Genomic DNA, 15367 nt, shown 5'->3' with positions numbered 1-15367 from the left:
AAAACTTAGAGGGATTTTCATTTGAATTAATATTAATCCTTACTGTATATTTTAGATTGTAGATTGTAGATTGTAGACTTTAGATCTCTTCATTCATATCTATTCTCTTGCTTCTTGCATCTTTTCTATTCTCTTGCTTCTTGCATCTTTTCTATTCTCTTGCTTCTTGCATCTTTCTTTTCCTCTAAAAAAAAGACTATTTAAAATTCGCAATTCCTTCTTTTAACCATTGCAAATACTCCGCTGTACTCACATAGCTAATTGTTGGCTTAGAAGTATGCAAATTATTCCCTTCTAAATCCGTAATCACATATAAAGGCTGTGTATTGGTTTTATATTTTGAAATCATAAAATCAGTCCATTTATCCCCTACCGTAATAATTTCATCACCAGCTTTTGTAACAAATTGTTCATTTTTTGGAAGCTCTCTTTTGTCGTCAACATAAAGAGAAATCAAAACGACTTCATTTTTCAAGATTGGCAAAACCGAAGGATCTGACCAAACATTATTTTCCATTTTTCTGCAATTTACACACGCATAACCTGTGAAATCAAGCATTATTGGTTTGTTTATTTCTTTTGCATAAGCTAGACCATCCTCATAATCATGAAAAACCATTATTCCATGTGGTCCTAATTCTGCCCCTTCAGGAAGACCTTTTATCTCTCCAGAAGTTACATTAGAATTTCCAGAACCCCCAACTCCAAATGGGCTTTCGCTATATTGTGGCGGTGGTGGAAATGCACTGATTAATTTCAACGGAGCACCCCAAAGTCCAGGAATCAAATAAATGGTAAATATTAAAGATAGAATTCCTAAATACAATCTTCCAACAGAAATATGCTGAATTGGGCTATCGTGAGGCAATGTGATTTTTCCAAATAAATATAATGCCAAAGCTCCAAAAATTGCAATCCAAATTGCTAAGAAAACTTCTCTTTCTAAGAAATGCAATTGCAATACTAAATCAGCGTTTGATAAGAATTTGAATGCCAAAGCCAATTCCAAAAATCCTAATACCACTTTTACAGTATTCAACCATCCACCAGATTTTGGCAATGAATTCAGCCATCCTGGAAACAGTGCAAACAACATAAACGGAAGCGCCAATGCAGAAGAGAAACCTAACATTCCAACAATAGGTGCGATTCCTCCATTTGAAGCTGCTTCAACTAATAATGTCCCTACAATTGGCCCCGTACATGAAAATGACACGATTGCCAATGCCAATGCCATAAATAATATTCCGATAATTCCACCTTTGTCAGCTTGCTGATCGGCTTTGTTTGCCCATGAATTTGGAAGCATAATCTCGAAAGCTCCCAAAAATGAAGTTGCAAAAATGATTAAGATCACGAAGAAAATTAAATTGAACCAAACATCCGTAGATAACGCATTTAAAGCATCAGCACCAAATATTTTAGTTACAATTAACCCTAAAATTACATAAATAGCAATGATTGATAATCCGTAAATAATAGCGTTTCTGATTCCTTTTGCTCTGCTTTTGCTTTGTTTTGTAAAAAAGCTCACCGTCATTGGAATCATTGGGAAAACGCATGGCGTAAATAAAGCAGCGAAACCACCTAAAAAAGCAAAGAAAAAGATAGACCATAAACTTCTTGATGGTGCTGGAGCAGGCATATCTTCTTTAGAAATTGGCTCTTCAATATTTGATTTTACAACTTGAGTTTTTGCTGTATCAGTCGCTTTTGCAATTGTATCTACTGCAATTCCAGGCACTTTTGTTTCGTCTTTTTTCGCTTCTGTTACTGCCGGAACTGCATCCATATTGAAAGTCGACGGAATTGCAATTGAGAACTTTTTATTCGAATTGATGCAAACTTCTTTACAAACCTGAAAATCAAACTCTACATCAACAGTTTTCAAATTTGGGTTGATAATCTTGATTTCTTGCTCGATATGCGCTTTTCCTTCAAAGAAAGTTTCGTTAACGCCAAAAACATCATTAAATGCCGTTCTGGTTTTTCCTTCTTTTGCTTTTCCAACTAATTCATAGTTTCCTTTTTGATTTTTGAAAGCAATTTCCAATGCCAGTGGCCCGCCTTCTGGCGTGAACTGCGAATACATATGCCAATCTTTTTCAATTGTTCCATCAAAAATCAAAACGGCATTATTGCCTGCCTTTTTTTCAATTTTAGAAGTCCATTTTACTGGCTCTAAAACTTGAGCGTTGCTTTTTGCAAAAGAAAAAAGCAAAAACAGTAAAAATAAAAGGGATTTACTCCAGTAATTTTTTGTCATTATCGTTTGACGGTATTGATTAAAGTTCATTATTGCAGTTCTATTTTAAGTATATTATTTGTGGTATTTTCAATTTTAAAACGTTCGTCTTGCCTAATTCCAACAACCCAAACTATCTGGTCATCTGAACACAAAATCCATGTTTTTTCTTTTTCAATCAGAGATAATTTTTCGTCTTTAAAAAGCTTGCTCACTTTCTTTGATTTCCCCTGCATTCCAAAAGGATGAAAAACATCACCTTCTGTCCATTTACGTAGAATCAAAGGAAACTGGATTTTTTCAGCATCCACAAATATAGACTTATTTGACGCTATACTTATGTGACCTACGTTACAAAGTCTCATTTTTAAGGGAAAATTAACTTCTGTCTCATTTTCATGAATTTCAAATTCTTCGTTTTTAGGCTCGTATGAAATGGGGCACAAAATCAAAGTTTCTCTATTTTTAAGCAATCTGAATTCTTCTGAAAGCACTTGTTTCCCAGATTGTCCGTTTACCAAATCGTAAATATCATTCCATGCTGTGAAACCAAATTCATTCAGCCATTGGTACAAATACGATTTATAATTAGGAAGTTTTTTAAGCTGATTTAAATCGAAATGAATATCTTCTCCTTCTTCTTTCGCCACCTGCTGATAAATCATAATCGACGCATCTTCAGCCATTTCTTGCGATTCCTGCAAGTACGATTGCGTTTTCTGGAAAGCATTCAAAAAGTTCGGATTGATTTCTTTTAAAATCGGAACTAAATCATGACGGATTTTATTTCGTAAATATTTATTCGAAGCATTGCTACTATCTTCACGCCATTCAATATCATTTTCTTCGGCATATTTCAGAATTTCCTCTCTAGAAAAAGGCAAAAGCGGACGAATTATTTTTTCATTTTGTTCCGGAATTCCAGTTAATCCGTCTAATCCTGTCCCGCGAGTTAGATTGATTAAAAAGGTTTCCAGATTATCATCAGCGTGATGCGCTGTTAAAATATAATCGAAATTTTCTTCTTCCAAAATCTCGTAAAACCAATTGTAGCGAAGCTCTCTCGCGGCAACTTGTGTCGATAATTTATAATCTTCAGAAAAAGCTTTGGTATCGAATTGAGTGGTAAAAAACGGAATATTGTTTTGCTTGCAGTAATTCTGAATAAATTCTTGATCACCAAAACTTTCTAATCCGCGAAGCTGAAAATTACAGTGCAAAACCGCAATTTCATAAGGCATTTTTTTCAACAAATGCAACAAAACCATACTGTCTAATCCTCCACTGACAGCCAGAAAAAGCTTTTTTTCTGCCAAAAAAGGGAAACGGGAAATGATATGATTTTGAAAGTTTGAAAACATTTGATAAATGTAAAAAATTAAATTCTATCTATTTTTAAACGAAATGTTAAGTCTAATATTTTCTTTGCCACGAATTGCACAAATTAGCACGAATTATTTTTTCACGCAGATTTAAAAAAGATCTAAGCAGATTTACGCAAATTAATTTTAATAAAATCCGTTTAAATCTGCTTTAATCTGCTAAATCTGCGTGAAAAATTTATTGCAAAACTTCATGCATTGCTTTGGCCTTCAACAAACATTCTTCGTATTCTTTTTCAGGAATTGAAAGGGATGTGATGGCACTTCCAACAGAAAACGAGACATATTTTTTTTCTTGATTGTATAAAATACTTCTGATTACGACATTAAAATCAAAATCGCCTTCGGGAGTAAAATAGCCAATTGCGCCACTATAAAGACCGCGTTTGGTTTCTTCCAAATTTTCAACGATTTTCATTACCGAAATCTTTGGTGCTCCAGTCATGCTCCCCATTGGGAAAGTTGTTTTTAAAACATCAATTGGCGAATATTGCTTGTCTAGTTTTGATATTATCGTCGAAATCATTTGATGCACTTGAAGAAAAGAATAAATTCCACAAAGTTCTTCTACCTCAACAGATCCTTTTTGCGCTGTATGCGATAAATCATTCCGGACCAAATCAGTAATCATGATATTTTCTGCGCGTTCTTTTACATCGTTTTCTAAAAAATTCTTTGATTTTTCGTCTTCTGAAAGATCAGCATAACGTTTTGAAGTTCCTTTTATGGGTTGCGAAATTATTTTCTCTCCCACTTTTTTCAGATATCTTTCTGGCGAAGCTGAAAGCAGAAATTGTTTATTGTTTTTAAAGAAAACCGAAAACGGTGCTTTTGATATTTCATTCAATTTTTGAAATTTTTCCAGCGGATTGATGATTGCATCTTCAGCAAAAAATTCCATGCAAAAATTGCCTTCATACATATCACCTTTATGAATATGTTTCAGCATTTTATTTACTTTTTCAACATACAAATTTTTCGAAATTCGCTGTTGAATTTCTAAAGACGGCATACTTTTGACTTTCGTCCCGAAGCTTCGGGATTGACTTTCTACTATTTCATTAAAATCCTCTTCAAGTTCATCATCACAAAGTAATAAATACTGAATTTCAAGCTGATTTTCTTTCAATAAAAATATTTTTTTTGGCTGAAAGAAAAACAAATCCGGAAAATCAAGTCCATCAAAATTATCTGATTTTAAATCTTCAATATCATTTTTTAAATCATAGGAAAGATAACCAAAAAGCCAATCTTTTGTGGTTTGCTGATATTGTTTCAAATCTTCAAAAGCATTTTGGAAATCGGTTTTTACAGACGTAAACGCGTCAACAGCCAGAAGACAGTCAAAACTTGAATATTCCTGAGGATATGAATTGCTGTCCAGAAAAACAATCTCGCGAAACTGTTGCGACCAAACTAAAAGCTGTTGTTTGAATTGTTCTGGATTGGAAATATGTTTATGAATAGAAACTCTCAAAGAAGTATAAATTTTAAGCTTCAAAATTACGACAAAAAAATCCTTCATTAATTTTTTTTTTACCATTAAGACATTAAGAAAATCAAGTTCTAAATTCTAAGCTTAATTCCCTTGTATAGTCAAGAAAATTAAGACCACCGCTTTATGAAGCTTAATGCCTTAATGGTTTAAAATAAATTAACAAAAAAATATTGGCACACTTTTTAGTATATCGATTTTAACACTAATTCATAAAATTCGCCATTTGATTAAAAACTACTCTAAAATTTTAACAACAAACCGTATTTACATCGTGTAAATATTTTATTTATTAATCAAATTTTAAAAATTTTATGAAAACAACTGCAAAATTAGGTTTGACTACCTTAATTCTTATTCTTGTATTATTTTCCTGCAAAAAAGCAGATTACGCCACGAGCGAAGCTTCAGCAGAGACTGCCATGGACAGCACTGCAATTTCATCATCGGCTGCGGTGGAGAAAAAGGACAGCAAACAGAAATTCATTCGAACCGCTGATATCAAGTTTAAGGTTAAAAATGTCGTCAAATCTACTTATGCAATTGAAAATGCTACGCAAAAATTCGGTGGATTTGTGACTTACACTAATCTTCAAAGCAATATTCATAATCAGATTAAGACAAAAATCAGCCAAGACAGCACTTTAGAAACCACAAAATATTCTGTCGAAAACAATATCACTATCCGAGTTCCTAATACACAATTGGACACCGTAATAAAAACAATTGCCAAACAAATTGACTTTTTAGATTTCAGAGTAATCAAAGCCGATGATGTTTCTATAAAAATGCTAGCCAATCAGCTTTCGCAAAAAAGAAACAGTATTTCTGAAAAAAGAGTCGCAAATGCAATTGATTCAAAAGGCAAAAAAATCAATGACATTGTTGAAGCCGAAAACACATTAGCAAATAAAATAGCCGAAAAAGACAATAGCACCATTGAAAACCTCTCTTTGCAGGATCAAGTCAACTTTAGCACCATTACGTTGCAACTTTATCAAAACGAAACCACCAGACAAGAGATTATGGCTAGCGAAAAGGACAGTGCTGCCTATAAACCTAATTTAGGAATCCAGGCCATTGATGCTTTAAAAAGTGGTTGGTACATTCTAGAGTCCATCTTGATTTTCTTTATTAATATTTGGCCAATCATTTTAATAAGCCTTGGAGGTTTTTTTCTCTACAAAAAATATATCAAGAAATAAGAAAAGTGTTAATAAAATAGCAATTTAATAATGAAAAAATCGTTATATTTGATATAGATTTCAATTAATCCCAAAACAAGGTCAGATCAATTGAAAAATCCTCAATAAAACAGAATCAAAACACCAATTCTGTTTATGAGAAATTTACATTAGACGATTTCCAAGCACATTATTTATATTTTTTAACTTATTTAAAAATCCTAAGTATTATGAAAATTGCTACTATTATTGTCCGTGTTTTAATTGGTCTTTTGCTGCTTTTTGCTTCTATTAGTTTTTTCTTTCACTTAATGCCAGCAGAACCAGCAACCAATAATGATTTTAAAGCCTTTAATACAGGTTTAATGGCTTCTACTTATTTAATGCCCTTGGCTAAATCAATTGAATTGCTTTGCGGAATTGCATTTGTAACGGGACGTTATGTAACATTAGCTAATATTTTGATCTTGCCTATTACGGTAAATATCTTGTTTATCAATTATTTCCTGACTCCAGATGGCTTGCCAATTGCAGGATTGTTGTTTTTAGGCAACTTATTTTTGATTTACAGATATTGGGATAACTACAAAAGTGTTTTTACAGCTTAATTCATTTTCCTTTAGAAATAAAAAACCCGATACCTTAAAGTATCGGGTTTCTTTTTAATTTGTTTTGTCATGTTTTACCCAAATTAGATCGGAAATTTTATATCCAATTTCTTGGGCTTTAATCAGAAAATCAGCTTTAACGCTTTCAGGAATACTAGTTTCCCTTGAAAGTATCCACATATACTTCAAACTTTCGCCTGCAACAAGAGCATATCTATAATCTTGATCTACTGCGATAACATTATACCCAGCATAAAAAGGACCAAAAAATGAAACCTTAAGCATACCAACATTGTCCTTTTTGACAAACTTGGCTTTCCCGATACTTTCCTCCCATTTGTCTTTTTTGACATCATAGCCCTTATTATCAACCTTTATAGTGCCATTGTCCTTCAGCGAATACTCGGCGGTGACGTTATTTAAATCTTTTTCCCATTTATAATCTAACCTTGCGATTTCATACCATTTTCCTAAATATTTTGCCTTATCAAAGTTGGTGACGGCAACCGCTTTTTTAGGAATTGTAGAACTGCAGGAATAAAGTACTGCCGCAATTCCTGCTCCAAGAAGAACTGGAGCTATATATTTATTTCTCATAATGTTATCTTTTAATTATCATAAAGATAACATCTGAAATACACATCTAATTTACAAAATTTTTCTTTGATTTTATATTTTTCGAATTAAAATATTTTTCGCATTTAGTTGTAAAAACATTTAGTCCCTACGGGACATTTCATTCCCATTAATTTTGTTCTACCAATATTAAACTCTTAGCGGAGTTAAACCAGATATTCAATAAAAAAATAGATTACGAAAGATTATTATCTCGGAGAGATTATATGTTGGTAGAAAAGAATATTAACACAATTACAACTTGTCCTGTAGGGACTACACAACATAACCAAACCTAAATATTCCATACAAAAATGAAACAATAAAAAACCCGTCAAAATTAATTTCTGACGGGTATTTAAAATATGATTTACGTAAAAATTTATACGTGTAAAGCTCTATTTTCTGTAGCCGCCAATGCTGCTTCTTTTACCGCTTCCGCGAAAGTTGGGTGCGCGTGGCTCATTCTTGAAATATCTTCAGCAGAAGCTTTAAATTCCATTGCTGTAACCGCCTCAGCAATTAAATCTGCTGTACGAGCACCAATCATGTGAACCCCTAAAACCTCATCTGTTTTCTCATCCGCAAGGATTTTTACGAATCCGTCTAAGTCAGCACTTGCTCTTGCACGCCCTAAAGCTTTGAATGGGAAACTTCCAGATTTGTAAGCAACTCCGGCTGCTTTTAATTGCTCTTCAGTTTGTCCAACTGCAGCAACTTCTGGCCAAGTGTAAACCACACCAGGAATTAAGTTGTAATCAATATGTGGTTTTTGACCTGCTAAAATTTCAGCAACCATTACTCCTTCTTCCTCTGCTTTGTGTGCTAACATTGCTCCACGAACAACATCACCAATTGCATAAATATTTGGAGTACTAGTTTGTAAATGATCGTTTACCTCAACTTGTCCTCTGTCTGAAATTTTAACTCCAGCTTTGTCAGCGTTTAATCCGTCTGTATAAGGACGACGACCAACAGAAACTAATGAATAATCTCCTTCAAGAGTAATAGTTTCTCCTTTTGCATTTTCAGCTTGAACTACTACAGCATCACCGTTTCTTTCAACTGATTTTACTTTGTGAGAAACGTAGAATTTCATTCCTTGTTTTTTCAATACTTTAGTCAATTCTTTAGAAAGAGCTCCATCCATTCCTGGAATGATTCTGTCCATGAATTCAACTACAGAAACTTGAGCACCAAGACGAAGGTAAACTTGTCCAAGCTCGATTCCGATAACTCCACCACCAATGATAACTAAGTGTTTTGGTACTTCTTTTAAAGCCAAAGCTTCAGTAGAAGTGATGATTCTTTCTTTATCAATTTTAATGAATGGCAAAGAAGATGGTTTTGAACCTGTAGCGATTACAGTATATTTTGCTTCGATAGTTTCTGATGTTCCGTCAGCTTTTGCAACGGCAATGTGAGTTGCATCTACGAAAGAACCTAAACCATTGAAAACAGTGATTTTGTTTTTATCCATTAAATAATTGATTCCGCCTACAGTTTGATCAACAACAGCTTGTTTGCGGGCAATCATTTTCTCTAAATTGATTTTTACATCGCCAGAAACTTCGATTCCGTGATCTGCAAAATGAGCGATTTCTGAATAATGATGTGAAGATGATAATAATGCTTTTGAAGGGATACAACCTACGTTAAGGCAAGTTCCGCCTAATGAATTATATTTTTCTACAATTGCAGTTTTGAAACCTAATTGTGCGCAACGAATTGCTGATACATATCCTCCAGGACCTGAACCTATAATGACTACGTCAAATGAACTCATAGTATTTTGTTTTTATTTTAGCGGTTACAAAATTAAGGAATAAAGTTCTGTTTAAAGTTTAATTTTCAATGTTTTTTGTGTGAAATTTTGGGTTTAGATTTTACCGCAAAGAGCGCTAAGAATTACGCGAAGGTCGCTAAGTTTTTTGTTTTTTTTAGTCTCGCAAAGACGCGGAGTCGCAAAGCTTTATATAAAGTTTGTCATTTCGACTGAAAGGAGAAATCGCACACGAAAATCCGCAAAGTATATTTTTAATCTCTGTCGACATCCTAGTGCGATTTCTCCTTTCAGTCGAAATGACAAACTAAACGTTAGATGCACGACTGTGCGTCTCTAAAGAAAAACCTTTGAACCTTTGCTACTCTGAACCTTTGAACCTTCCTAAAAAGAAATCACCGTCGAGTTCTTCACTTCACTAATCATAAACATACTTTGTGTACTTCCAATATGTTGCAAAGAGGTAAGTTTTGTAACTAAAAATTCCCTGTACGCTTCCATATCTTTTACCAGAACTTTCAGAATATAGTCATAATCACCGCTTACATGATGGCATTCTAAAACCTCGTTTAGCTTGATGACTTCGCTTTCAAATTTAGTTAAGAATTCTTTGGTATGCTGAATGAGTTTTAAATGGCAAAAAACTACAAATCCTTTTTCAATTTTGGATTTATCTACTAAAGCTACGTAGTTTTTTATTATTCCCTCTCTCTCTAACTTTTTGATTCGCTCATAAACTGCTGTCACAGAAAGATTGAGTTTTAAAGACAATTCTTTGTTCGTCTTTTTACTATCGGTTTGAAGTAAAACGAGGAGTTTTTTATCTATTTCGTCAAGAATCATTTTGGTTGATGTTTTTTAGTTGATTGTTGATAGTTTCTTTTTAAATGAAAGAAAATCTATTTCCTTATATTTTTTGAATCAAATTTAGATTAAAAAACACAACAAATGCATTTTTATAGTTTTAAAATCTAATTTAAAAACAACTTATTGATTATTTTTCTAATTCAATCTTACTTTGAATAAAATTTCTTTTGAAAACGAGTGCCCTAGCCCTGATAGAAGCGACATCCTTTTATGGCGGGGTTCGCCATAAAAGATATAGCGGATAGCAGGAGACAGCTTCTAAAAATCTATATGAAAACACAGGTTTATGGTCAAACAACTTGAAACCTGAAACTTAAAACAAAAAACTAATTACTATGAAAAACTTCAACCCAGCAGACAAAATTCAGGATTTGCAATACTTTGGAGAATTTGGCGGCGTGAATCCATCGATTTCTGATTCTTCGACTTATACTTTTCTTTCGGCTAAAACCATGTTCGATACTTTTGAAGGCAATATGGAAGGCTGTTATTTGTATTCACGCCATTCTTCGCCAAGCAATTTGTATTTAGATCAAGCTTTGGCAGCAATGGAAGGCACGGAAACGGCAAATGTTTCAGCTTCTGGAATGGGAGCGATTACGCCTACTCTATTGCAATTGTGCGGCGCGGGCGATCACATTGTTTCGAGCCGAACTATTTATGGCGGAACTTACGCGTTTTTGAAAAACTTTACGCCAAGATTTGGCATCGAAACAAGCTTTGTTGATATTACAAAACTGAGTGCTGTAGAAGCTGCAATTACACCAAAAACCAAGGTTTTGTATTGCGAAACTGTGAGCAATCCACTTCTTGAGGTTGCAAACATTGCTGGTCTAGCGCAAATTGCTAAAAAACATAATTTGAAATTGGTTGTTGATAATACGTTTTCACCTTTATCAGTTTCGCCAGCAAAATTAGGGGCTGATATTGTAATTCATAGTTTGACAAAATACATTAACGGAAGCAGCGATACAGTTGGTGGTGTGACTTGTGCATCGAAAGAATTTATTAATTCTTTGAAAAATGTGAATTCAGGAGCGAGTATGCTTTTGGGACCAACAATGGATAGTTTACGTTCGGCTTCTGTGATGAAAAATTTGCGTACGCTTCATATTAGAATTAAACAACACAGCCATAACGCTCATTTCTTGGCCGATCAATTTGAAAAAGACGGATTAAAAACGGTTTATCCTGGATTGAAAAGCCATCCAAGTCATGAATTGTACAAAACGATGATTAATCCGGAATATGGTTTTGGAGGAATGCTGACAATTGATGTTGGGACTTTGGAAAAAGCCAATGAATTAATGGAATTAATGCAGGAACGAAATCTTGGATATTTGGCCGTAAGTTTAGGTTTTTACAAAACGTTATTCAGCGCGCCGGGAACTTCTACTTCTAGTGAGATTCCGTTGGAAGAACAAAAAGAAATGGGATTGACAGATGGTTTGATTCGTTTTTCGATTGGATTAGATAATGATATTCAGCGTACTTATGAAATGATGAAAGCTTGTATGATTGAGCTTGGGGTTTTAGATTCCGCAAAGATTCGCAAAGAAGTTCTCGCAGAAGTACGCTAATTTTTTTTTATTTCACGCAGATTTAAAAAGATTTGGGCAGAGGCTCGCAGATTTATTTTCTAAAAAATCAAAATAATCTGCCGAATCTGCGTGAAAAATCATTTTAATCTTTATAATCTGTGGCAAAAATAAAAAGCCGTTCTGATTTAGTTTCAGAACGGCTTTTCCATTTATAATTTATAATTCACAATTAATAACTCCCTACGTTTAGTTTACTATTTTTTCTACTGTAAGTAAAATAAATTACCAATCCGATTATTAACCAAATCGTGAAATAAATCCAGTTCCAAACACTTAATTCGGCCATCATATACAGACAGCAGATTAATCCTAAAAGCGGAATCAAAGAAAGATTTTTTCTGAATGCCCAAACGGCTAATCCAATTAAAACGAAAAGGAAAATCCACATTGGAATTTTGTGTTTGAACAAACTAAAACCTGATTCGTATTTTACTGAATCACTAATTGGAAGGCCTTTTACAACTTCAGCGTATTTTGTTTCGTCATCTTGATATTGGCTTAACAAATGTTCCAAATCTGAAGTTTCTGAAGTTTTATTATGTACATCGATACTTTCTAAATACGTAAATACTTGCGCTGATTCTTCTTTGCTTAAAGAGGTAATAATAGTTGTAGCATCGTTTATTTGTGCTTCGTTATTGATAAAAGCCATTGTTGCTTTGTTGTTAAAAGCAAAAGCATAATACAAGCCTGCAATAATTAAAGCCGGAAGAATAAATTTTGCGTTGATATAAGGCGTTTTGAATTTTCCTCTCGGAATATCTTTTTTGTCCTGTAATACCAGAACTCCCGCGCAAACCAAAACAAAGGCAAATAAAGTTCCGATACTGCATAAATCGGTCACCATTGTCAAGTTTAAGAATAATGCTGGAACTGCTACTACAAATCCTGTTACAATAGTCGCAAAAGATGGCGTTTTAAACTTTGGATGAACAGTTGAGAATTTCTTTGGCAATAAACCATCACGGCTCATACTCATCCAAATACGAGGCTGCCCCATTTGGAAAACCAATAAAACGCTTGCCATTGCCACAACTGCGCTTACGGCAATTATTCCCGACATCCATTTTAAATTTAATTTATCGAAAACAAACGCTAGAGGATCTCCAACATTTAATTCGTGATATTTTACCATTCCAGTCAAAACCAGCGCAATGGCAATATATAAAAGTGTACAAATAATAATCGCCCACATCATACCGCGTGGCAAATCACGTTGCGGATTTTTACATTCTTCTGCCGTAGTCGAAATAGCATCAAAACCAATATAAGCGAAGAAAACAGCTGAAACCCCTTTAAGAACTCCTCCTACTCCATTTGGCGCAAACGGATCCCAGTTTGCTGTATCCACATAAAATACTCCAACTGCAATTACCAAAAGAACCACACAAAGTTTTACAACAACCATTAAGTTACTTGCATTACGAGATTCTTTCATTCCTCTGTAAACCAAAGCTGTAATTAGAATAATAATGAATAAAGCAGGCAAATCAGTTACAAAATGGAAAGAGCCTATTGTTGGCGCTGTTGTCCAAGCTGTATGAGCTTGCTGTAAAGCCGCACTCAAATTTTCAAATGATTTTCCGCCTCGCATTAAAGCCTCCGCATCATTAAATCCATTTGAAGCTGTCAGGTAATCCATCTGAATCCATTGTGGCAAATGGATACCGCCACTCTGGAGAAGTCCCGTAAAATAATCACTCCATGATATCGCTACGGTTATATTTCCAACGGCGTATTCCATGATTAAAGCCCATCCGATAATCCACGCAATGATTTCTCCAAAAGCAACATAAGAATAGGTATAAGCGCTTCCTGAAACCGGAACCATTGAAGCAAATTCGGCATAAGCAAAAGCAGCAAAACTACACGCAAGAGCCGTAAAAAGAAACAAAAATATTACGGCTGGTCCTCCATCTGCACTCGCTTTTCCAATGGTACTAAAAATACCTGCACCAACAATTGCAGCGATTCCGAAAGCAGTTAAATCTTTGGTTGTAAGGTGTTTTCCTAATACCTCATGTCCATCTGCTTCGTTCTTAGCAACTTGTTTGAGAATATCCTGTACCGTTTTTTTTCGGAATAAACCTGATAATGCCATATATGTTTTTGCTATTATTAATTAATTTAATTCAGTCGTTCTGGTTTTATTTTGCAAATAATGCAAAAAATATCTTGAAATCAAATATATAAAACCATTTTGTTTTTTTGTGATTTTTTTTCGCCACGAATTCACGAATTATTCTTTTCAAATCTTTGTCTTTAAATTTTCTCTCGCAGATTGAACAGATTTAATTTAAAAATCTGCATAAATATTTCCATCACAACAAAAATCTGCATTATCTGTCAAATCTGCGAGAGAAATAAAATCTTTGTGAACTTTGCGTAATTCTTTGCGCTCTTTGCGGTTAAATCGAAAACACAAATGTAACATTTATCAAAACGAGCTTACTAATTAGAAGTATTTAATTTTAAAGAATCATTTAATGGAAAAAATCACGAGACGTTCTTTTGTAAACAAATTTGGGCTTGGTGTTGGAGCTTCGGTTGTCATGACTACGCTTCCGTCTTTTATCACCGAAACAGAAAAATTGCATCAACCTTACACTGGAAAAAAATTAAATATTGCTTTATGCGGGCTAGGAAATTATGCCTCACTTCTAGCTGAAGGCCTTCAGGTTTCTGAATATTGCCAACTTGCAGGAATTATTACAGGAACGCCTTCTAAAGCTGAAATTTGGAAAAAGAAATATAATATTCCCGAAAAGAACATTTACAACTACGAAAATTTCGATTCAATCGTAAAAAATAAAGATATTGATTTAGTATATGTTGTAACTCCAAATGCACTTCATAAAGAATTTACTGTACGCGCTGCAAAAGCTGGAAAACATGTTATTGTCGAAAAACCAATGGCAATTACTGCCGAAGATTGCGAAGAAATGATTAAAGCTTGTAATGATAATAACGTACAATTGGCAATGGGATATCGCTTGCATTACGAACCAAATCATTTAGAAATAAAACGTCTCGGACAAGAAAAAGTTTTGGGACAAGTTCGCTATATTGAAACAGGTTTAGGTTATAGTACTTATGATGTTCGTGACATAAATAAGCCGGTTGATCTAAACGCCCGCAATGAATGGAGACAGAATAAAAAATTGGCCGGTGGCGGTTGTTTGACTAATTTAGGTATTTATTGTATTCAGGTTTCTCGCTATGTTTTAGGTGAAGAACCAATCGCAGTTACAGCTCAATTTGGACATGTAAATTACAAAAACAAATTTTCTCAGGTTGAAGAAAACATCACTTGGCAAATGGAATTTCCGAGTGGTGCCGTTGCGAATTGCAGCAGTTCGTGTGGTTTTGGCATTGACCGTTTTTATGCCGCTGCCGATGAAGGTTTCTTCGAGATGAGTCCTGCTGTAAGCTACGGACCATTTATAGGCAAAAGATTTGATGGAAAACCATTTAATTTTCCGGTTATCAATCAACAACAAACCCAAATGGATGAAATTTGCAAAGTGATTTTAGCAAACCAAAAACTTCCAAATCATATTACTGGCGAAGAAGGAATTAAAGATGTT

11 protein-coding genes are annotated in these 15367 nt (G+C 34.2%); 4 read left to right on the top strand and 7 right to left on the bottom strand.

The features are described 5' to 3' along the window. Positions 1-196 precede the first annotated feature (196 nt). The 3 genes from EYY60_RS05930 to EYY60_RS05920 all read right to left on the bottom strand — a co-directional run bounded on the left by EYY60_RS05930 (position 197) and on the right by EYY60_RS05920 (position 5104). A complete protein-coding gene (locus EYY60_RS05930) occupies positions 197-2296 on the bottom strand; it encodes a protein-disulfide reductase DsbD family protein (RefSeq protein ID WP_132988470.1) in 2100 nt (699 codons plus the stop codon). After that, a complete protein-coding gene (gene tilS, locus EYY60_RS05925) occupies positions 2296-3606 on the bottom strand; it encodes a tRNA lysidine(34) synthetase TilS (protein WP_132988469.1) in 1311 nt (436 codons plus the stop codon). Before tilS ends, EYY60_RS05930 begins: the two co-directional genes overlap by 1 nt. Before the next feature lie 199 nt (positions 3607-3805). Continuing rightward, complete coding sequence (locus tag EYY60_RS05920) at positions 3806-5104, bottom strand: anthranilate synthase component I family protein (protein WP_132988635.1); 1299 nt, start codon at positions 5102-5104, stop codon at positions 3806-3808. A 332-nt stretch (positions 5105-5436) separates the two neighbouring features. Here EYY60_RS05920 and EYY60_RS05915 point away from each other — a divergent pair, with 332 nt between their 5' ends. After that, positions 5437-6327, top strand: coding sequence for a DUF4349 domain-containing protein (locus EYY60_RS05915; protein WP_132988468.1), 891 nt, complete (start codon positions 5437-5439; stop codon positions 6325-6327). A 209-nt stretch (positions 6328-6536) separates the two neighbouring features. Next, the gene (locus tag EYY60_RS05910) at positions 6537-6914 is read left to right on the top strand and encodes a DoxX family membrane protein (RefSeq protein WP_132988467.1); all 378 of its coding nucleotides are present in this window, start codon (positions 6537-6539) and stop codon (positions 6912-6914) included. Positions 6915-6968: 54 nt separating this feature from the next. On the opposite strand, the gene EYY60_RS05905 is transcribed toward EYY60_RS05910, so the two are convergent. The 3 genes from EYY60_RS05905 to EYY60_RS05895 all read right to left on the bottom strand — a co-directional run bounded on the left by EYY60_RS05905 (position 6969) and on the right by EYY60_RS05895 (position 10155). Beyond that, complete coding sequence (locus EYY60_RS05905; protein WP_132988466.1) at positions 6969-7511, bottom strand: lipocalin family protein; 543 nt, start codon at positions 7509-7511, stop codon at positions 6969-6971. A 400-nt stretch (positions 7512-7911) separates the two neighbouring features. Continuing rightward, complete coding sequence (gene lpdA, locus EYY60_RS05900) at positions 7912-9315, bottom strand: dihydrolipoyl dehydrogenase (RefSeq protein ID WP_132988465.1); 1404 nt, start codon at positions 9313-9315, stop codon at positions 7912-7914. Between the two features lie 381 nt (positions 9316-9696). Continuing rightward, positions 9697-10155: an Lrp/AsnC family transcriptional regulator gene (locus EYY60_RS05895; protein WP_132988464.1), complete on the bottom strand. Its 459-nt coding sequence runs from the start codon at positions 10153-10155 to the stop codon at positions 9697-9699. A 359-nt stretch (positions 10156-10514) separates the two neighbouring features. On the opposite strand from EYY60_RS05895, the gene EYY60_RS05890 reads away from it, so the two are divergent. Continuing rightward, the gene (locus tag EYY60_RS05890) at positions 10515-11759 is read left to right on the top strand and encodes an aminotransferase class I/II-fold pyridoxal phosphate-dependent enzyme (protein ID WP_132988463.1); all 1245 of its coding nucleotides are present in this window, start codon (positions 10515-10517) and stop codon (positions 11757-11759) included. 190 nt (positions 11760-11949) lie between these two features. Here EYY60_RS05890 and EYY60_RS05885 read toward each other — a convergent pair whose 3' ends face one another. Continuing rightward, the gene (locus EYY60_RS05885) at positions 11950-13881 is read right to left on the bottom strand and encodes an amino acid permease (protein WP_132988462.1); all 1932 of its coding nucleotides are present in this window, start codon (positions 13879-13881) and stop codon (positions 11950-11952) included. Positions 13882-14266: 385 nt separating this feature from the next. On the opposite strand from EYY60_RS05885, the gene EYY60_RS05880 reads away from it, so the two are divergent. Next, a partial coding sequence (locus EYY60_RS05880) for a Gfo/Idh/MocA family protein (protein ID WP_132988461.1) occupies positions 14267-15367 on the top strand: 1101 nt, incomplete at its 3' end.

The sequence above is a fragment of the Flavobacterium zhairuonense genome, from assembly GCF_004352915.1.
GTDB classification, from domain to species: domain Bacteria; phylum Bacteroidota; class Bacteroidia; order Flavobacteriales; family Flavobacteriaceae; genus Flavobacterium; species Flavobacterium zhairuonense.
This window is presented reverse-complemented; position numbering and strand designations above follow the sequence as displayed.